Source organism: Salmonella sp. SJTUF15581 (genome assembly GCF_043356775.1).
Taxonomy (GTDB): domain Bacteria; phylum Pseudomonadota; class Gammaproteobacteria; order Enterobacterales; family Enterobacteriaceae; genus Salmonella; species Salmonella enterica.
Genome location: NZ_JBEUJY010000007.1, coordinates 153,156 through 173,549, shown reverse-complemented (window position 1 = coordinate 173,549; position 20,394 = coordinate 153,156). Strand labels below are relative to the sequence as shown.

17 protein-coding genes are annotated in these 20,394 nt (G+C 56.5%); 14 read left to right on the top strand and 3 right to left on the bottom strand.

Going from position 1 to position 20,394, the window contains the following annotated elements:
- Positions 1-69: 69 nt before the first annotated feature.
- The 6 genes from hscB (at position 70) to sseB (ending at position 5,220) form a co-directional block, all read left to right on the top strand.
- Positions 70-585, top strand: coding sequence for a co-chaperone HscB (hscB, locus tag ABVN36_RS14375; protein WP_023138116.1), 516 nt, complete (start codon positions 70-72; stop codon positions 583-585).
- Positions 586-597: 12 nt separating this feature from the next.
- Entirely contained in the window at positions 598-2,448 is a 1,851-nt protein-coding gene (hscA, locus tag ABVN36_RS14370) for a Fe-S protein assembly chaperone HscA (protein WP_001196653.1), read from the top strand.
- Position 2,449: 1 nt separating this feature from the next.
- Positions 2,450-2,785, top strand: coding sequence for an ISC system 2Fe-2S type ferredoxin (fdx, locus tag ABVN36_RS14365; RefSeq protein WP_001124466.1), 336 nt, complete (start codon positions 2,450-2,452; stop codon positions 2,783-2,785).
- Between the two features lie 11 nt (positions 2,786-2,796).
- Entirely contained in the window at positions 2,797-2,997 is a 201-nt protein-coding gene (iscX, locus tag ABVN36_RS14360) for a Fe-S cluster assembly protein IscX (RefSeq protein ID WP_000523621.1), read from the top strand.
- 53 nt (positions 2,998-3,050) lie between these two features.
- Positions 3,051-4,334 (top strand): aminopeptidase PepB, encoded by a 1,284-nt coding sequence (pepB, locus tag ABVN36_RS14355; RefSeq protein WP_000133536.1) that lies wholly within the window; start codon positions 3,051-3,053, stop codon positions 4,332-4,334.
- A 109-nt stretch (positions 4,335-4,443) separates the two neighbouring features.
- Positions 4,444-5,220, top strand: coding sequence for an enhanced serine sensitivity protein SseB (gene sseB / locus ABVN36_RS14350; RefSeq protein ID WP_162623947.1), 777 nt, complete (start codon positions 4,444-4,446; stop codon positions 5,218-5,220).
- Between the two features lie 36 nt (positions 5,221-5,256).
- Here sseB and timP read toward each other — a convergent pair whose 3' ends face one another.
- A complete protein-coding gene (gene timP / locus ABVN36_RS14345; RefSeq protein WP_242618368.1) occupies positions 5,257-5,373 on the bottom strand; it encodes a small toxic inner membrane protein TimP in 117 nt (38 codons plus the stop codon).
- 415 nt (positions 5,374-5,788) lie between these two features.
- The gene (locus ABVN36_RS14340; RefSeq protein ID WP_023137823.1) at positions 5,789-6,457 is read right to left on the bottom strand and encodes a DUF5066 family protein; all 669 of its coding nucleotides are present in this window, start codon (positions 6,455-6,457) and stop codon (positions 5,789-5,791) included.
- 41 nt (positions 6,458-6,498) lie between these two features.
- Between ABVN36_RS14340 and ABVN36_RS14335 the strand changes: the two genes are divergently transcribed.
- On the top strand, positions 6,499-6,723 hold the full coding sequence (locus ABVN36_RS14335) for a hypothetical protein (RefSeq protein ID WP_012535673.1): 225 nt from the start codon (positions 6,499-6,501) through the stop codon (positions 6,721-6,723).
- On the opposite strand, the gene sseA is transcribed toward ABVN36_RS14335, so the two are convergent.
- Positions 6,703-7,545, bottom strand: a complete 843-nt coding sequence (gene sseA / locus ABVN36_RS14330) for a 3-mercaptopyruvate sulfurtransferase (protein WP_000205246.1) — start codon at positions 7,543-7,545, stop codon at positions 6,703-6,705. The genes ABVN36_RS14335 and sseA overlap by 21 nt on opposite strands.
- A gap of 208 nt (positions 7,546-7,753) precedes the next feature.
- Here sseA and ABVN36_RS14325 point away from each other — a divergent pair, with 208 nt between their 5' ends.
- The 7 genes from ABVN36_RS14325 (at position 7,754) to ndk (ending at position 20,387) form a co-directional block, all read left to right on the top strand.
- Positions 7,754-12,694 carry an alpha-2-macroglobulin gene (locus tag ABVN36_RS14325; protein WP_023137822.1) on the top strand — a complete coding sequence of 1,647 codons (4,941 nt, stop codon included), beginning with the start codon at positions 7,754-7,756 and terminating at the stop codon, positions 12,692-12,694.
- Entirely contained in the window at positions 12,695-15,010 is a 2,316-nt protein-coding gene (pbpC, locus tag ABVN36_RS14320; RefSeq protein WP_023137821.1) for a peptidoglycan glycosyltransferase PbpC, read from the top strand.
- Positions 15,011-15,165: 155 nt separating this feature from the next.
- Positions 15,166-17,544: a DMSO/selenate family reductase complex A subunit gene (locus tag ABVN36_RS14315; RefSeq protein ID WP_023137820.1), complete on the top strand. Its 2,379-nt coding sequence runs from the start codon at positions 15,166-15,168 to the stop codon at positions 17,542-17,544.
- Positions 17,541-18,170, top strand: a complete 630-nt coding sequence (locus ABVN36_RS14310) for a DMSO/selenate family reductase complex B subunit (protein ID WP_023137819.1) — start codon at positions 17,541-17,543, stop codon at positions 18,168-18,170. Before ABVN36_RS14315 ends, ABVN36_RS14310 begins: the two co-directional genes overlap by 4 nt.
- Positions 18,163-18,972 (top strand): dimethyl sulfoxide reductase anchor subunit family protein, encoded by an 810-nt coding sequence (locus ABVN36_RS14305; protein ID WP_023137818.1) that lies wholly within the window; start codon positions 18,163-18,165, stop codon positions 18,970-18,972. The genes ABVN36_RS14310 and ABVN36_RS14305 overlap by 8 nt, the downstream gene beginning before the upstream one ends.
- On the top strand, positions 18,972-19,835 hold the full coding sequence (locus ABVN36_RS14300) for a 4Fe-4S binding protein (protein WP_023137817.1): 864 nt from the start codon (positions 18,972-18,974) through the stop codon (positions 19,833-19,835). Before ABVN36_RS14305 ends, ABVN36_RS14300 begins: the two co-directional genes overlap by 1 nt.
- Positions 19,836-19,955: 120 nt before the next feature.
- The gene (gene ndk, locus ABVN36_RS14295; RefSeq protein ID WP_000963846.1) at positions 19,956-20,387 is read left to right on the top strand and encodes a nucleoside-diphosphate kinase; all 432 of its coding nucleotides are present in this window, start codon (positions 19,956-19,958) and stop codon (positions 20,385-20,387) included.
- Positions 20,388-20,394: the final 7 nt, after the last annotated feature.

Genomic DNA, 20,394 nt, shown 5'->3' with positions numbered 1-20,394 from the left:
AGAAGGTATAACCCCACCGTGGTCGCCTGCGTGTGGGGTTTGTTCTGACAGGCTATCCCTGAGAATGTTATGGATTACTTCACCCTCTTTGGCTTACCAGCCCGTTATCAGATTGACACCCAGGCGCTGAGCCTTCGTTTTCAGGATCTGCAACGCCAGTATCACCCTGACAAATTTGCCAACGGCACCCAGGCGCAGCAGCTTGCCGCCGTCCAGCAATCCGCCACGATCAACCAGGCCTGGCAAACGCTGCGTCACCCTTTGACGCGCGCGGAGTATCTGCTTTCCTTACACGGGTTCGATCTGGCCAGTGAGCAACATACGGTACGCGACACCGCGTTTCTGATGGAACAACTCACGCTTCGCGAAGAGCTGGACGATATCGAGCAATCAAAAGACGACGTGCGGCTGGAAAGCTTCATCAAACGCGTACAAAAGATGTTTGATGCTCGTCTTCAGCAAATGGTGGAACAGTTGGACAACGCCGCGTGGGACACGGCGGCGGATACGGTGCGCAAACTGCGGTTTCTCGATAAACTGCGAAGCAGCGCAGAACAACTCGAAGAAAAGCTGCTCGATTTTTAACTGGAATCTAACATGGCCTTATTACAAATTAGTGAGCCTGGTTTGAGCGCCGCGCCGCATCAGCGTCGTCTGGCGGCGGGCATCGACTTAGGCACTACCAACTCTCTGGTTGCGACGGTTCGCAGCGGCCAGGCGGAAACTCTGCCTGACCACGAAGGGCGCCACCTGTTGCCTTCAGTGGTTCACTATCAGCAGCAGGGCCATACGGTCGGTTACGCTGCGCGTGACAATGCCGCGCAGGATACGGCCAACACTATCAGCTCTGTGAAACGCATGATGGGACGCTCGCTGGCGGATATCCAGGCGCGCTATCCGCATCTGCCTTACCGGTTTAAGGCAAGCGTTAATGGACTGCCGATGATTGACACGGCGGCTGGATTGCTCAATCCGGTACGCGTATCGGCTGATATTCTCAAAGCTCTGGCCGCGCGGGCTAGCGAATCGCTCTCCGGCGAGCTGGATGGTGTGGTGATTACCGTTCCCGCCTATTTCGATGATGCCCAACGTCAGGGAACGAAAGACGCCGCGCGGCTGGCAGGCCTGCATGTACTGCGCCTGCTCAACGAACCGACGGCAGCGGCGATTGCCTACGGTCTGGACTCAGGCAAAGAAGGCGTTATTGCTGTTTACGATCTCGGCGGCGGTACCTTCGATATCTCTATTTTACGCCTGAGCCGCGGGGTGTTTGAAGTGCTGGCGACGGGCGGTGATTCTGCGCTCGGCGGCGATGACTTTGACCATCTGCTGGCGGACTATATTCGCGAGCAGGCGGGGATTGCCGATCGTAGCGACAATCGCGTTCAGCGCGAACTGCTGGATGCCGCGATTGCGGCGAAAATTGCCTTAAGCGATGCCGATACCGTTCGCGTTAACGTTGCGGGCTGGCAGGGGGAGATCACTCGCGAGCAATTTAACGATCTCATTTCCGCGCTGGTTAAGCGCACGCTATTGGCCTGCCGTCGCGCATTGAAAGATGCCGGCGTTGAGCCCCAGGACGTTCTGGAAGTGGTCATGGTCGGCGGTTCGACCCGTGTGCCGCTGGTTCGTGAGCGGGTGGGCGAATTTTTTGGCCGCACACCGTTAACCGCTATCGACCCGGATAAAGTGGTCGCTATCGGCGCAGCGATTCAGGCCGATATTCTGGTCGGCAACAAGCCGGACAGCGAAATGCTGCTGCTGGACGTGATTCCACTCTCTCTTGGGCTGGAAACGATGGGCGGCCTGGTGGAAAAAGTCATTCCGCGCAACACCACTATCCCGGTGGCGCGCGCGCAGGATTTCACCACCTTCAAAGACGGCCAGACCGCGATGTCTATCCATGTGATGCAGGGCGAACGCGAACTGGTGCAGGACTGCCGCTCGCTGGCGCGCTTTGCGCTGCGCGGGATTCCGCCGCTGCCGGCGGGCGGGGCGCATATTCGCGTGACCTTCCAGGTAGACGCCGATGGCCTGTTGAGCGTCACCGCAATGGAAAAATCCACCGGCGTCGAGGCCTCCATTCAGGTCAAACCTTCCTATGGCCTGACCGATGGCGAAATCGCCTCGATGATCAAGGATTCCATGAGTTTTGCCGAGCAGGACGTGAAAGCGCGTATGCTGGCGGAGCAAAAAGTCGAAGCCGCGCGCGTGCTGGAAAGTTTGACCGGCGCGCTAACTGCCGACGCCGCGCTGTTAAGCGCCGCAGAACGTCAATGCATTGATGATGCCGCCGCACATTTAAGCGCGGTCGCACAAGGCGATGATGTTGACGCCATAGAACAAGCCATTAAAAACGTAGATAAACAAACCCAGGAATTTGCCGCTCGCCGCATGGACCAGTCGGTTCGTCGCGCGTTGAAAGGCCATTCCGTAGACGAGGTTTAACATGCCGAAGATTGTTATTCTGCCTCATCAGGATCTTTGTCCGGATGGCGCAGTTCTGGAAGCTGAGACCGGTGAAACCATTCTTGACGTTGCGCTGCGCAACGGCATCGAGATTGAACACGCCTGTGAGAAATCGTGCGCCTGCACCACCTGTCACTGTATTGTACGTGAAGGCTTCGACTCCTTGCCGGAAAGTTCGGAAGAAGAAGACGATATGCTGGATAAAGCGTGGGGGCTGGAGCCGGAAAGTCGACTGAGCTGCCAGGCCCGCGTTACCGACGACGATCTGGTTATCGAAATTCCACGTTACACAATCAACCATGCGCGTGAGCATTAACAGAGGGTAGTATGGGACTCAAGTGGACCGATAGCCGCGAGATCGGCGAAGCGTTATACGACGCATATCCTGATGTCGATCCTAAAACCGTTCGTTTCACCGATCTGCATCAGTGGATCTGCGAACTGGACGATTTTGACGACGACCCTAACGCATCCAATGAAAAAATTCTGGAGGCGATTCTGCTAGTCTGGTTGGATGAAGCAGAGTAAGTCAAATAACGGGCTGCCCTACGGCGGCCCGTTTGCTAATAAGGAAAATAACAATGACAGAAGCCATGAAAATTACGCTTTCCACGCAGCCTGCCGATGCGCGCTGGGGCGATAAAGCCACTTACAGTATTAATAACGACGGTATTACCTTGCATCTTAACGGTAAAGACGATCTGGGGTTGATCCAGCGTGCGGCGCGTAAAATCGACGGCCTGGGAATAAAACAGGTCGCGCTGACAGGCGAAGGATGGGATATCGAGCGTTGTTGGGCATTCTGGGCGGGTTACAAAGGACCAAAAGGCGTCCGTACCGTAATGTGGCCGGATTTAGACGATGCCCAACGTCAGGAACTGGATAACCGCCTGACCATTATTGACTGGGTGCGCGACACCATTAATGCTCCGGCGGAAGAGCTTGGGCCGGAGCAACTGGCGCAGCGCGCGGTGGATCTGCTGTGCAGCGTCGCGTGCGATAGCGTCACTTACCGTATCACCAAAGGCGAAGATCTGCGCGAGCAGAACTATATGGGGCTGCATACCGTAGGCCGTGGTTCTGAGCGTCCGCCGGTGCTGCTGGCGCTGGATTACAACCCGACGGGAGACAAAGATGCGCCGGTTTATGCCTGCCTGGTCGGTAAAGGTATCACCTTTGACTCCGGCGGCTACAGTATCAAACAAAGCGCTTTTATGGACTCAATGAAATCCGATATGGGCGGCGCGGCGACAGTAACGGGCGCGCTGGCGTTCGCCATTACCCGTGGGCTGAATAAACGCGTAAAACTGTTCCTGTGCTGCGCCGATAATCTGATCAGCGGCAATGCGTTTAAACTGGGCGATATTATTCGCTACCGTAATGGTAAGAATGTCGAAGTCATGAATACCGATGCGGAAGGGCGACTGGTACTGGCGGATGGCCTGATTGACGCCAGCGCGCAACACCCGCAGCTAATCATTGATATGGCGACGTTAACCGGCGCGGCGAAAACGGCGCTGGGTAACGACTACCATGCGCTATTCAGTTTTGACGATACGCTGGCGGGGCGCTTGCTGACCAGCGCGGCGCAAGAGAATGAACCGTTCTGGCGTCTGCCGCTGGCGGAGTTTCACCGTAACCAGCTGCCGTCTAACTTTGCGGAACTGAACAACACCGGCAGCGCGGCGTATCCCGCTGGGGCAAGCACCGCCGCGGGTTTTCTGTCGCACTTTGTTGAAAATTACCGCGAAGGCTGGCTGCACATTGACTGTTCCGCCACTTATCGCAAAGCGCCGGTTGAGCAGTGGGCTGCCGGGGCAACCGGTCTGGGTGTGCGCACCATCGCGAATTTGCTGACCGCCTGAACGGTGTTTTTGTAGGCCGGGTAAGCGAAGCGCCACCCGGCATTTTGCCTGATGGCGACGCCGTGCGTCTTATCAGGCCTACAACCCATATACATAATTTGTGATTCCTATGTCCGAAACTAAAAATGAATTAGAAATCTTGCTGGAGAAAGCGGCGACTGAGCCCGCGCATCGTCCGGCATTTTTCCGTACCTTACTGGAGTCCACCGTCTGGGTGCCGGGCAGCGCTGCCGAAGGCGAGGCGATAGTGGAAGACAGCGCTCTGGATTTGCAGCACTGGGAAAAAGAAGACGGCACGACCGTCATTCCCTTCTTTACTTCTCTGGAGGCGCTGCAGCAGGCCGTGGAAGACGAACATGCATTTGTGGTGATGCCGGCGCGCACGCTGTTTGAAATGACGCTTGGCGAAACGCTATTCCTCAACGCTAAATTGCCGACCGGCAAAGAGTTTATGCCGCGTGAAATCAGCCTGCTTCTCGCTGAGGAAGGCAGTCCGTTAAGTACGCAGGAAGTGCTGGAAGGCGGCGAGTCGCTTATTTTATCCGAAGTGGCCGAGCCGCCGTCGCAGATGATTGATTCCCTCATTACGCTGTTTAAAACCATCAAACCGGTGAAACGCGCATTTCTCTGCGCGATTAAAGAACATGCGGACGCCCAACCCAATCTGCTGATTGGCATTGAGGCTGACGGCGAAATTGAAGAGATCATTCACGCAGCGGGCAATGTGGCGACCGACACGTTACCGGGTGACGAACCGATCGATATTTGTCAGGTGAGGAAGGGCGAGCAGGGTATCAGCCACTTTATCACCGAGCATATCGCGCCGTTCTACGAGCGCCGCTGGGGCGGGTTCCTGCGCGATTTTAAACAGAACCGCATCATCTGAAGAAAAGAAAGCCGCCCAACAGGGCGGCCTCCTGGCTTACCTGCTCTGGACGTTGAGCGTTACGGGAACAGAACTACCTGGGTGGCTTCTGTCTGCGTGAAGACACAACGTGCCAGAAACAAGAAGCACGACACAAAAGCATCGTACCTTCATGTTGCAGTCCTTGCGAAGACCGCATCACGGCAGCACCGCTGGCGATAATGCCGTGATAGCAGGCACTACGGTGTGCCTGCGCTTACGGCCATGGGTTATCCTCTCCTGAAGCCAGCGCCCGTTTGCGAGACGGCGGAAAGGGCCGGGAAAGATAATACCTCAAATGTTGAATAGTTTCCCGGTAAATCATATTGACATTTGCTCCCTTAAAAGGGAGTATTAATCCCCTACGGTGTGCCTGCGTTGCTATGGCAACAAAGCCTGCTGGAAAGGCCGCGAACCGGACCAGCACAAAAAAACCGCTCAACTGAGCGGTTTTTTTGTGGCCTGCTTAAACCGAATTTATGTAGATTCGTTTTAAATCAGCCTGAACGGTAGGCCGGATAAGCGTGAGCGCCACCCGACATCATGTCGATTAATCGACGAGCGCGTCCAGTTTTGCCCAAAACTCCTCATGATAATCCTCCAGGTCAAGTAAAGCGGCATCGCGTTGTTCATTCATTTTTTGCTGTGCCTTCCATTGCGGAAGATGTAAATCCTCTTCGGTAAAGCCAATGTCTTTAGCGCCCGAAATAATATTATAGAGATATTCCACCAGAGAAGACTCCGCCAGCCAGAATTCATTACGTTCCATGCGGGCAATAGGGTATTCGCCGTTGGCATCCCGTTCTGTGATATAGATAAAAATGGCCTGATCGCCGACATGATCGATACGAATTAATGCCGGAAGACGGGGATCGTTACTCCAGACAGGCATCAGATCTTCAATATCAATACCTGAGCTATCCATGCCAGCGCCGTAATACGCCTCTTCATCAGGAGAGTAAGAATGTATTACTCCCTCTTTATCAATAGATCTTTGTAATGTTTCAATCACAGGCATATTATAATTGCTAAGTAGATCGCGGTCGTAGGCCAGTAGCGCCTTCAGGCTTTCAGGTAACTCAGTGGTTTCCGTATTTTGCGGATCGCGATACTTACGCACTCGCAGACGACTTATTTCCTCGGCAGACATAGGAGTAGGTACCTTATTACGGTTAACCTTTTTAACCAACTCAATTAAATTAGCGAGTAAAATATCCATTTTCCATCCTTAAAAATTATCTTTACAGGAGTTATTTTCCGGTGAAAACCAAAACAGCGGTGATGATACTCCTTATACCCGGCGTAAAGTATTTACCGATAAAAAATAGGATTTTATTAAGAGAAAATAATGCCCGTTTGCAGGACAGTGGAAAAGAGCTGAATAAAAACAATGTCTGTAGATCGTTTTACATCAGCCTGAACGGTAGGCCGGATAAGCGTGAGCGCCATCCGGCATGGCAGATATTAAGCGGGTTCAACCGGTAAATCGGTACGCGCGCCCCATTCGCTCCACGCGCCGTCGTAAAGCGTGACGTCAGGCACATCCAGCGTGGCGAGCGCCAGCACCACGACCGCGGCCGTCACGCCGGAACCGCAGCTGGCGATAATCGGTCTGTCGAAACTCACGCCGTGGCTGAAAAAAACCTCATTCAGTTCGTCAGTGGTCTTTAATTCGCCCTCATACACCAGTTCCGTCCACGGAACGTTTAGCGCGCCAGGAATGTGTCCGCGCCTCAGCCCCGGACGCGGTTCATCAGCCTGAGCGTTAAAACGCGCCGCCGGACGCGCGTCAACGATTTGCGCGGTTTTTTCATGGCTTGCCAGCAATACGTCGGTGAGGCGCACCACGGCTTGCGGCATGAATTTCGCCTCAAACTCGCCTCCTTCATGCGCTTCCTCGCCTTCGCGCAATAGCCATTCGTCGCGCTGCCAGCCCGCCAGTCCGCCCGCCAGAATGGACACTTTCTCGGCACCGAACGTGCGCAGCATCCACCATGCCCGCGGAGCGGAGAACAGATTGCCTTCATCGTATATGACCAGGTGTTTATCCTGACGAACACCCAGTTCACGCATGGCCACCGCAAACGCTTCCGGGCGCGGCATCATATGCGGCAACGGCGATGCGCGATCGGAAAGCGCTTCAATATCAAAAAACAGCGCGCCGGGAATATGTCCGGCGCGATATTCGCCCGCCATATCACGATGTTCCTGTCCTGGCGGCGCCATACGGGCGTCAAGAATTTGTATTTCCGGATCATCAATATGTTCGGCAAGCCAGTCGGCGGCGACAAAAAAGGCGGTGGTCATGGGCATCTCCATTGTTACCTGGTTATGGTCAAATTGTCGGACGTTTCCCGAAAAGGGACAAGTAGAAGAGGCTGTTTTGGCTGGCGAAACCACATTTCTGCGTAAAATTTTCGCATCATCACAGCAATACGGACTTACACAATAAAATTTCTCGCGCATAATATCTCATCAACCGTTGCTGACAGGCCGTTAAGGCCAGGGATGAAAGATGAAACATTTACGCGTGGTGGCCTGCATGATCATGCTGGCGCTGGCGGGATGCGATAACAACGATAAAACCGCCCCGACGACTAAAAGCGAAGCGCCAGCCGTAGCGCAGCCCTCGCCCGCGCAAGACCCGTCACAGCTACAAAAGCTGGCGCAGCAAAGCCAGGGCAAAGCGCTCACGCTATTAGACGCCTCCGAAGCGCAGCTCGACGGCGCGGCGACGCTGGTGCTGACGTTTTCAATTCCTTTAGATCCTGAACAGGATTTCTCCCGTGTGGTTCACGTGGTTGATAAGAAAAGCGGCAGCGTTGACGGCGCATGGGAGCTGGCGCCAAATTTAAAAGAGCTAAGGTTACGTCATCTGGAACCTGAGCGCGTGCTGGTGGTCACGGTTGATCCCGCCGTTAAGGCGCTGAATAACGCCACCTTCGGCAAGTCTTATGAAAAAACGATTACCACGCGTGATGTCCAGCCCAGCGTCGGCTTTGCCAGCCGGGGATCGCTGCTACCGGGGAAAATCGCGGAAGGACTGCCGGTCATGGCGCTTAACGTCAACCACGTTGATGTGAACTTTTTCCGCGTTAAGCCCGGATCGCTGGCGTCATTTGTCAGCCAGTGGGAGTACCGTAGTTCTCTCTCTAACTGGGAGTCCGACCATCTGCTGAAAATGGCGGATCTGGTTTATACCGGTCGTTTTGATCTTAATCCGGCGCGCAATACGCGTGAGAAGCTGCTGCTGCCATTAAGCGATATTAAGCCGCTGCAACAGGCGGGCGTATATGTGGCGGTAATGAATCAGGCTGGACACTACAACTATAGTAATGCCGCTACGTTGTTTACCCTTAGCGATATCGGCGTGTCCGCGCACCGTTACCATAATCGGCTGGATATCTTTACGCAAAGCCTGGAAAACGGCGCGGCGCAGTCGGGAATTGAGATCGTTCTTCTGAATGATAAAGGGCAGACGCTGGCGCAGGCGACGAGCGACGCGCAGGGACATGTGCAACTGGAAGCTGATAAAGCGGCGGCGCTATTACTGGCGCGTAAAGAGGAGCAGACCACGCTGCTCGATCTCACGCTTCCGGCTCTGGATCTGTCGGAATTTAATGTCGCTGGCGCGCCCGGCTACAGCAAGCAGTTCTTTATGTTCGGCCCGCGCGATCTCTACCGACCGGGCGAAACGGTTATCCTCAACGGATTACTGCGCGATAGCGACGGTAAAACGCTGCCCGATCAACCCGTTAAGCTGGAAGTGGTAAAACCAGACGGACAGGTGATGCGTACCGTCGTCAGCCAGCCGGAAAACGGGCTATACCGTTTGAATTATCCGCTGGATATCAACGCGCCGACCGGCTTGTGGCATGTCCGCGCCAACACCGGCGATAATTTGCTGCGGAGTTGGGATTTCCACGTGGAAGACTTTATGCCGGAGCGGATGGCGCTCAACCTGACGGCGCAAAAAACACCGCTGGCGCCTGCGGATGAGGTGAAATTCTCCGTTGTCGGCTATTACTTGTATGGCGCGCCTGCTAACGGCAATACCCTGCAAGGGCAACTTTTCCTGCGTCCGCTGCGCGACGCTGTCGCGGCGTTGCCTGGCTTCCAGTTCGGCAATATTGCTGAAGAGAATCTTTCGCGCAGCCTGGACGAAGTTCAACTGACGTTGGATAAAGGCGGACGTGGTGAAGTGAGTGCTGCCAGCCAGTGGCAAGAAGCGCATTCGCCGCTGCAGGTAATTCTACAGGCCAGCCTGCTGGAGTCTGGCGGTCGTCCGGTCACTCGTCGCGTAGAGCAGGCGATTTGGCCTGCCGATACGTTACCGGGAATTCGTCCACAGTTCGCCGCCAAAGCGGTATACGACTACCGTACGGATACCACCGTTAATCAACCGATTGTCGACGAAGACAGCAACGCCGCATTCGATATTGTTTACGCCAACGCGCAGGGCGAGAAAAAAGCGGTGTCCGGTTTACAGGTGCGGCTCATCCGCGAGCGTCGCGACTATTACTGGAACTGGTCGGAAAGCGAAGGCTGGCAGTCGCAGTTTGATCAAAAAGATCTGGTGGAGGGTGAGCAGACGCTGGATCTGAACGCGGATGAAACCGGAAAAGTCAGCTTCCCGGTGGAATGGGGCGCGTACCGTCTGGAGGTCAAAGCGCCGAATGAGACGGTCAGCAGCGTTCGTTTCTGGGCCGGCTATAGCTGGCAGGATAACAGCGACGGTAGCGGCGCGGCGCGTCCGGATCGCGTCACCCTCAAACTGGATAAAGCGAATTATCGTCCAGGCGACACCATGAAATTGCATATCGCCGCGCCGGTCGCCGGTAAAGGTTATGCGATGGTGGAGTCCAGCGATGGTCCGCTGTGGTGGCAGGCGATCGACGTGCCGGCGCAGGGGCTGGAGCTCACGATTCCGGTGGATAAAACCTGGAATCGCCACGATCTCTATCTCAGTACGCTGGTGGTGCGTCCCGGCGATAAATCTCGTTCCGCGACGCCAAAACGCGCCGTGGGGTTACTACACCTACCGCTGGGGGATGAAAACCGCCGCCTCGATCTGGCGCTGGAAAGCCCGGCTAAAATGCGCCCGAATCAGCCGCTCACCGTCAGGGTGAAAGCCAGCGTTAAACACGGCGAAATGCCAAAACAGATCAACGTGCTGGTCTCCGCGGTCGATAGCGGCGTATTGAATATCACCGATTACGCGACGCCGGACCCGTGGCAGGCGTTCTTCGGTCAAAAACGCTACGGTGCGGATATCTACGATATTTACGGCCAGGTCATTGAAGGGCAGGGGCGGCTGGCGGCGTTGCGTTTTGGCGGCGATGGCGACGACCTTAAGCGCGGCGGAAAACCGCCGGTAAACCATGTCAATATCATCGCGCAGCAGGCGCAGCCGATCACGCTCAATGAGCAGGGCGAAGGGGTCGTAACGCTGCCGATTGGCGACTTTAACGGCGAACTGCGGGTTATGGCGCAGGCATGGACAGCGGACGATTTTGGTCGCGGCGAAAGCAAAGTCGTTGTCGCCGCGCCAGTGATTGCCGAGCTGAATATGCCGCGTTTTCTGGCGGGAGGGGATGTTTCGCGACTGGTGCTGGACGTCACCAATCTGACCGACCGCCCGCAGACGCTGAATATTGCGCTCGCCGCCAGTGGGTTACTGGAACTGCTTAGCCAGCAGCCGCAACCGGTCAACCTGGCGCCGGGCGTGCGCACCACCTTATTCGTTCCGGTACGCGCGCTGGAAGGTTTTGGCGAAGGCGAAATCCAGGCGACCATTAGCGGTCTGAATCTGCCGGGAGAAACCCTCGGCGCGCAGCATAAGCAGTGGCAAATCGGCGTGCGTCCGGCCTGGCCTGCCCAAACGGTAAATAGCGGCATTGCGCTGGCGCCGGGAGAGAGCTGGCATGTACCAGAGCAGCATCTGGCAAACGTCTCGCCAGCCACGTTACAGGGACAACTGCTGTTAAGCGGAAAACCGCCGCTCAATCTGGCGCGCTACATTCGCGAGCTGAAAGCATATCCGTACGGGTGCCTGGAACAAACCACCAGCGGGTTATTCCCGGCGCTGTATACCAATGCCGCTCAATTGCAGTCGCTCGGTATTACCGGCGATAGCGATGAAAAACGGCGCGCCGCGGTGGATATCGGCATCTCCCGCATACTACAGATGCAGCGTGATAACGGCGGTTTTGCGCTATGGGATGAAAATGGGGCGGAAGAGCCCTGGCTAACGGCCTACGCGATGGATTTCCTCATTCGCGCGGGCGAGCAGGGATATAGCGTCCCGCCGGAGGCCATTAACCGGGGCAATGAGCGACTGCTGCGCTATCTGCAGGATCCCGGCACGATGCTGATGCTGATTCGTTATAGCGATAATACCCAGGCCAGTACTTTTGCCGCTCAGGCTTACGCCGCGCTGGTACTGGCGCGTCAGCAGAAAGCGCCGCTCGGCGCGCTGCGCGAAATCTGGGAGCGCCGTAGTCAGGCGGCTTCAGGACTGCCGCTGATGCAATTGGGCATCGCGTTAAACACGATGGGTGATGCCAGACGCGGCGAAGAGGCCATTACGCTGGCTCTGAATACGCCGCGTCAGGACGAACGGCAATGGATAGCGGATTACGGCAGTTCTCTGCGCGATAACGCTCTGATGTTGTCGTTACTGGAAGAGAACAACCTCAGACCGGACGCGCAAAACGCGCTATTAAGCTCGCTTTCTGAGCAGGCCTTCGGTCAGCGCTGGCTCTCTACCCAGGAGAACAATGCCTTGTTCCTCGCCGCGCATTCGCGACAGGCCAGCGCGGGCGCCTGGCAGGCGCAGACCTCTTTAGAGGCGCAGCCGCTGGCGGGCGACAAGGCGCTGACCCGTAATCTGGATGCTGACCAGCTGGCCGCCCTTGAGGTGACGAACACCGGTAGCCAGCCGCTATGGCTGCGTCTGGATAGCAGCGGCTATCCCTCATCTGCGCCTGAGCCTGCCAGCAACGTTTTGCAGATTGAACGACAAATACTGGGGACCGATGGTCAGCGCAAATCGCTGTCCTCGTTGCGTAGCGGCGAACTGGTGCTGGTCTGGTTAACGGTAGTGGCCGATCGCAATGTGCCGGATGCGCTGGTGGTGGACCTGCTCCCGGCCGGGCTGGAGCTGGAAAACCAGAATCTGGCTGACAGCAGCGCCAGCCTGCCGGAGAGCGGTAGCGAAGTGCAAAATCTGCTTAATCAGATGCAGCAGGCGGATATTCAGTATATGGAATTCCGCGACGATCGGTTTGTGGCTGCCGTCGTTGTCAATGAGGGCCAGCCCGTGACGCTGGTCTACCTGGCGCGCGCGGTAACGCCGGGGACGTACCAGCTTGCGCAACCGCAGGTGGAATCGATGTACGTGCCTCAGTGGCGGGCAACCGGCGCGAGCGAGGGGCTGCTGATTGTGACGCCTTAAATGAACGGTTGGCGTGGTAAACGTGGCCGCTGGCTGTGGCTGGCGGGCGCGCCGCTTTTTATTTTCCTGGCGTTATGGGCAGCGGATAAACTCTGGCCGCTGCCGCTCAATGAGGTCCATCCTGCGCGGGTCGTGGTAGCCCATGACGGTACGCCGCTGTGGCGCTTTGCCGACGCCGGGGGGATCTGGCGTTATCCGGTGACGATTGAAGAGGTCTCTCCCCGCTACCTGGAGGCCCTAATCAATTACGAAGATCGCTGGTTCTGGCGGCACCCTGGCGTTAACCCTTTCTCCGTCGCGCGCGCGGCATGGCAGGATCTTACCGCCGGGCGCGTTATTTCCGGCGGCAGTACGCTGACTATGCAGGTGGCGAGACTGCTGGACCCGCATTCGCGCACGTTCGGCGGTAAAATCCGCCAGCTTTGGCGCGCCCTCCAGCTTGAATGGCATTTGTCCAAGCGCGATATCCTGACGCTGTACCTGAACCGCGCGCCGTTCGGCGGCACGCTACAGGGTATTGGCGCTGCAAGCTGGGCCTACTTCGGCAAGCCGCCCGCGCGCCTGAGCTACGCTGACGCGGCGCTGCTGGCCGTATTGCCGCAGGCGCCGAGCCGGTTACGCCCCGACCGCTGGCCTGCGAGAGCCGAAGCGGCACGAAATAAAGTGCTGGATCGGATGGCGGCGCAGGGCGTCTGGCCTGCCGAAACGGTACGCGAGTCGCGTGAAGAGCCGGTCTGGCTGGCGCCGCGTCAAATGCCGCAACTGGCGCCGCTTTTTGCCCGAATGATGTTGAGTAAAAGCCAGAACGACAAAATTGTGACCACGCTGGACGCCGGATTGCAGCGGCAACTGGAAGATCTGGCGCGGGCATGGAAAGGGCGGCTGCCTGCACGCAGTTCGTTGGCGATGATCGTTGTCGATCATACCGATATGAGCGTGCGCGGCTGGGTCGGATCGGTAGACCTTAATGACGACAGCCGTTTTGGTCATGTCGACATGGTAACGGCGATCCGATCGCCGGGATCGGTACTCAAACCCTTTGTGTATGGTCTGGCGCTGGATGACGGCTTGATCCATCCCGCATCATTATTACAGGACGTTCCGCGCCGCACCGGAGATTACCGCCCGGGAAACTTCGACAGCGGATTTCACGGCCCGGTCAGCATGAGCGACGCGCTGGTACGCTCGCTGAATCTGCCTGCCGTTCAGGTGCTTGAAGCCTATGGGCCGAAACGATTTGCGGCAAAACTGCGTAACGTCGGCCTGCCGCTATATTTGCCTGCTGGCGCGGCGCCCAATCTTTCGCTGATTCTGGGCGGCGCGGGCGCGCGGCTTGACGAGATGGCGGCGGCATACAGCGCGTTCGCTCGTCATGGGAAAGCGGCGAAACTACGGTTACAGCCGGACGATCCGCTGTCGGAAAGACCATTAATGTCGCCGGGAGCGGCGTGGATCATTCGACGGATTATGGCGGATGAAGCGCAACCCTTGCCGGATAACGCGCTGCCGCGCATTGTGCCGTTGGCGTGGAAAACCGGCACCAGTTACGGCTATCGCGATGCGTGGGCTATTGGCGTTAACGCGCGCTATATCATCGGCATCTGGACAGGCAGACCCGACGGCACGCCTGTGGTGGGGCAATTTGGTTTTGCCAGCGCGGTGCCATTGCTTAACCAGGTCAATAATCTGTTACTGGCGCATACGGGACGCCTGCCGGAAGATCCGCGTCCGCAGACGGTAAGCCGCGGCGTCATTTGCTGGCCGGGCGGACAGACTCTGCCTGCCGGAGACAGCAACTGTCGCCGCCGACTGGCGACATGGCTGCTCGATGACAGCCAGCCGCCCACGCTGCTATTACCTGAGCAGGAGGACATCAACGGTATTCGTTTCCCGGTCTGGCTGGATGATACGGGGCGGCGTGTCGCTGCCGACTGTCCGCAGGCGCGTGCGCATACGTTTATCGTCTGGCCGCGGCCGCTGGAGCCGTGGCTGCCGCCTGCGGAAAGACGTAGCGCCCGCTTGCCCGCGGCGTCCGACCACTGTCCGCCGCTACAGGGCAGTGATGCCGCGCCGTTAATGCTGTCAGGAGTGAGGGATGGCGCGGTGATCAGGCAATTGCCAGGCCAGGAAAATGTCACGCTGCCCGTCTCGACTACCGGCGGCAAAGGGCGTCGCTGGTGGTTTTTAAATGGCGAACCTGTTAATGGCGAAAATAATCGCCTTTCTTTATTACTCAATATCGCTGGACGTTATCAACTTGTCGTAATGGATGAGTCCGGTCAGGTTGCTGCGGTTAATTTTGAATTAATACGTTAACAACTCTTCAGAATAAATTATGAATTTCATTTAATTTAAAGTTAATGAGAATTATTAATTTTTCCGGAATTACCCTTAATGAGGGAGCTTGATAAATATCAAGAGATCTGACACTTAAAAACGTGAGAATGGGTTTTTATTTGACGAGTCGGATCATGAAAAATATAAAAAGCCAGGGAAATGGCGAACAGCCCGCTATTTCTCGCCGCCACTTTATCCAGGCCAGCTCCGCGCTTATTGCGTTACCGTTTGTCTCCTCGCCAGCTACCGCTCAGGCGCGCGCTGTGACGGCCACTGAAAACAGGCCTGCGGAAAAAGTCGTTCAGACATGCAGCACTTTTGACTGCGGGGGCAAATGCGATATTCGGGCGCATGTTAGTGACGGTATCGTGACGCGAATTTCAACGCGACCGGATAATGCGCTGGATGCGCAAATGCCGGTGATGCGTGCCTGTGTTCGTGGACGCGCATACCGTAAATTTGTTTATCATCCTGACAGACTTAAATATCCCATGAAGCGCGTAGGAAAACGCGGTGAAGGAAAGTTCGAGCGAATTTCCTGGGATGAAGCGACAACCTTAATCGCCGATAATTTAAAATCGATTACTGAAAAATATGGCCCGGCTTCGCGTTATGTTCATGTTGGCACCGCCGTTTCCGGCGGCACCTTTTCCGGCGATAAAATGGCGCGTCGCCTGCTGAATCTGACCGGCGGCTATCTCGAAAGCTACCATTCTGTGAGTATGGGCAACACGGCGGCCGCGACGCCTTATACTTACGGCATTGCCGCCAGCGGCAGTTCGCTGGATACGCTTTTGGAGACCAAACTGGTGATTCTGTGGGGCCATAACCCGACGGAGACCATTTTTGGTCATACCAACTATTTCTTGCAGAAGATGAAGCAGAACGGTACGCGGTTTATCGTGGTCGATCCGCGCTATTCCGACACCGTTTCGTCGCTGGCGGATCAGTGGATCCCGCTACTGCCCACCACCGACAATGCGCTGATGGACGCGATGATGTACGTCATCATCAGCGAGAATCTGCACGATCGCGCATTTATTGCGTGCTACGCTATCGGTTTTGACGAAGACTCAATGCCGGAAGGCGTACCGGCTAACGAATCGCTGGTGGCGTATCTGACCGGCGCCAAAGACGGTGTCGTTAAGTCTCCCGAGTGGGCGGAAAAGATCACCCATGTGCCGGCGCAAACCATTCGCCAGTTAGCGCGTGATTACGCGAATACCAAACCCGCCGCGTTGATTCAGGGGTGGGGACCACAGCGCCACAACTGCGGCGAGCGCACCGCGCGCGGCTCGACCCTACTGGCGACCATTACCGGTAATGTCGGCATCAAAGGCGGTTGGGCTGCGGGTTACGGCGGCTGCGCTAACCGTAAATTCGCCGCGGGTCCGGAGATGCCGGATAACCCGGTAAAAGCCAAAATTTCGGTGATGAACTGGGTGCAGGCCGCAGACGACGCCAGCAAAGTGACGCCGGATATTGGGCTGAAAGATGCCGATAAGCTGGACAGTAACATCCGTATTCTGTTCTCGCTGGCCGGAAACTATCTGGCGAATCAGAACCCCGATCTGCACCAGGCGGTACGCGTACTGGAGGATGAATCAAAGATCCAGTTTATTGTCGCCAGCGATCTGTTTATGACGCCGAGCGCGAAATACGCTGATCTACTGCTGCCGGAAACCAGCTTCATGGAACGCTGGAACATCGGTGAAACCTGGGGCACGGCAAGCTACCTGATACTCTCTGAAAAACTGATTGAGCCTGAATTTGAGCGTCGCTCCGACTACGACTGGCTACGTGAGGTGGCGGCGAAATTAGGCATTGAGAATGAATTTAGCCAGGGGCGCGATGAGAAAGCGTGGATTGAACACATCTGGGAACAGACGCGCCTGGCGATGCCGGACGAAAATCTGCCGGATTTCGCCACGCTGCAAAAGACCCGTCAGCATCTGTTCAAAAGCGCGCCATTTATCGCCTTTGAAGACAATATTCGCGATCCGGAAAATCATCCGTTCCCGACGCCGTCAGGGAAAATAGAGATCTTCTCGAAGCGCCTCTACGACATGCAGCATCCGGAAATCCCGGCGTTATCGCACTACGTTCCCGCGCATGAAGGCCCGGAGGATGCGCTGGCGAAAGATTTTCCGCTCCAGTTAATTACGTGGAAAGGAAAAAACCGCGCCAACTCAACGCAATACGCTAACCCGTGGCTGATTGAAGTGCAGCATCAAACATTGTGGATCAACCCGCAGGATGCGCAAAAGCGCGGCATTACGCATGGCGACATGGTGCGCATTCATAACTCACGCGGGATTTGCGAAATCCCGGCGGAAGTGACGCCGCGCATTATTCCTGGCGTTGTCGCGATGCAGGCCGGCGCCTGGTGGCAGCCGGATGAGAACGGTATTGATAAAGGCGGCTGTGCGAACGTCCTCAGCTCGGCCCGTATTACCGCGCTGGCGAAGGGAAATTCACATCAAACCATGCTGGTGGAGGTGGCTAAAGCATGAGTCAGTTTACACATTACCCGCCGGTGAGCGATAAACAACTGGGATTTTTCATCGACTCCTCACGCTGCTCCGGTTGTAAAGCCTGCCAGGTGGCCTGCAAAGACAAAAACAATCTGGAAGTAGGCCGTCGTTTCCGCCGCGTCTATGAAGTCAAGGGCGGAAGTTTCATCCCGACCGGGCAGGGCGGGGTCAGCAATAACGTATTTGCTTATATGCTTTCCATTTCCTGCAACCACTGTGCGGACCCTGTCTGCACTAAAAATTGCCCGACTACCGCTATGCATAAACGCCCGGGCGACGGCATCGTGCGCGTTGATACCGACAAATGCGTCGGCTGTGGCTATTGCGCCTGGTCCTGCCCTTACGGCGCGCCGCAGCTTAACGAGCAGACCGGCCAAATGTCCAAGTGCGACATGTGCGTTGATTTACTGGCGAAAGGTGAACCGCCCGTCTGTGTTGCGACCTGTCCGCTGGAGGCCATCAAGTTTGGCCCGATTGATGAACTGCGCGCGAAGTACGGTAGCGTATGCGACGTTAACGGGCTGCCAGATTCATCCATAACCAAGCCTAATCTGGTTGTCAAAGCGCATCAGGGCGCAGAAAAAGAGGGTAAACGCCATGCATGAGTTACCGCTGCTGATTTTTACGCTCTGTTTGCAAGGGTCTGTGGGCGTGACTCTGTGGCTGGCGTTGGGCCGCCAGTACGCCGTAGAGGGACGCGTGCCTGCACGCGGCGCGCTTCCCGCGATGGCGGGGGCGTTTGTACTGGCCTGCGTGGGGCTGCTTGCTTCAGCGCTGCACATGGGCTATCCCCTGAATGCGCTAAATGCGTTACGTCATGTCGCCAGTTCGTGGCTGAGTCGCGAAATTGTCTTTGCCAGCCTTTATCTGGCGGCGCTGGGACTGGGGGTTGTGCTGCTGTTTTTCCGAAAGCCAGGCTGGCAGCCGCTGCTGGCGCTGGCGGCAGCGTTCGGGCTGGTGGATGTATTCTGCATGGCGCAGGTTTATATCCATGCCTCGGTGGCGACCTGGCAGCATAGCAACACGCTGGCGCTGTTTTTTGGCACATCAGGCATTATCGGCTCGGTAGTCATTGCGCTGGCTTATCTGCGCAACGCTGGCGCCGCAATGCGCTGCGCTGTGATAGTGGTCGCACTGATGGTGCTGATTCGCCTGATCATGCAGCCGCTATGGCTGGCGGATATTAATGCGGTGGATACGACGGTCGTCACTTTCCCGCATCATCCGCTACAGGCGCTGGCGCAGTTGCGTGACGTCTATCTTCTCGGCTGGTGTGTCTCAGCGGCGGGAATGCTCTGCTTTGCCGCAGGCGGTCTGCGAAACGCCAGAGGAACTCTGGTGGCGGGCAGCGTATTGCTGCTTATCGGCGAGATTGTGCTGCGCTACGTCTTCTTTAGTATTGGCTGATGGTTAACCTGACGATCGATCCGGCGGTAGACGTGACGCAGGCCTGCGTCCGTCGTCGCTTTCGTTTTTCTTCCTGCCGCGCTTGCGCCGATGTTTGTCCGGCGCAGGCGTTTTCACTGGCGCAGGGGCAGGTCAGCATAGATACGACGCGCTGCACAGCCTGTGGCGACTGTCTGTTTGTCTGTCCTGTTGACGCCATTACCGGTATCAAACCGGTTAAACGCTTTGTGCAGGGGGATACGTTGGTGGGGCCGTTTTCGCTACAGGCGCCAACGGTCGATGAACTGCTTCTCTGGCACAGCCAGTACGGTATTCGCTTTATTGATATTGCGGTGGAGCGATCGGCGCAGTGGCTGATGGCGCTGGCGGGGCTAAATTTAGCGCTGCGCCGCTACGGCGAGCCGGGCTGGTCTTTCAAACACGTTGTCGGCGCGGAGATTAACGCCTCGCGGCGCACTCTGTTTCATGTTCCGCGCGACGCCATTACCCCGTGCGCCGTCGAGCCGGGGAAACGGCGTCTCAGACAGGCGTTTTCCGCGTTCAGCGAATGCGTACCCGAAATCAGTCCGCAAGAGTGCAGGATGTGCGGTGCCTGCTGGCGAAGCTGCCCGGAGAACGTTATCCAGTTTGACGACAATACCCTGACGATAGTGGCGGCGCGTTGTACGGGATGCGGCGGCTGTGCGGCGGTATGTCCGCATCAGGCGCTGCGGCTGCGGTTTGACGTGGAACCCGCCTCAACGCGGCATAGTGCGGTGCATACGCTCACCTGCGACATCTGCAAACGTACTTTCCATGCTCTCACGCCTGAACACACGCACTGCGTGCTGTGTCAGTCCCCTGGGTTTGCTGTGCGCCTTTAACTTTTGTTGCTAATGCTCATTTTATTTTAAAAAAATGTTACCTGCATCCATAGGCAATTGATGGGATGCTCTTTATAATCCGCGCCTGACATAACAACAGAACATATTTCAGAGGTAAACATGGCTATTGAACGGACTTTTTCCATCATTAAACCCAACGCGGTGGCAAAAAACGTTATTGGCAGCATCTTTGCGCGCTTTGAAGCTGCAGGGTTCAAAATTGTTGGCACTAAAATGCTGCACCTGACCGTTGAGCAGGCGCGCGGCTTCTATGCTGAGCACGACGGCAAGCCGTTCTTTGACGGTCTGGTGGAGTTCATGACCTCTGGCCCTATCGTGGTATCCGTGCTGGAAAGTGAAAATGCGGTACAGCGTCATCGCGATCTGCTTGGCGCCACCAATCCGGCGAACGCGTTGGCGGGTACGCTGCGCGCCGACTACGCTGATAGCTTAACTGAAAACGGCACCCACGGTTCGGATTCGCTGGAATCCGCGCAGCGCGAAATCGCCTTTTTCTTCGGTGAAGGCGAAGTGTGCCCGCGCACCCGTTAATCTCCTT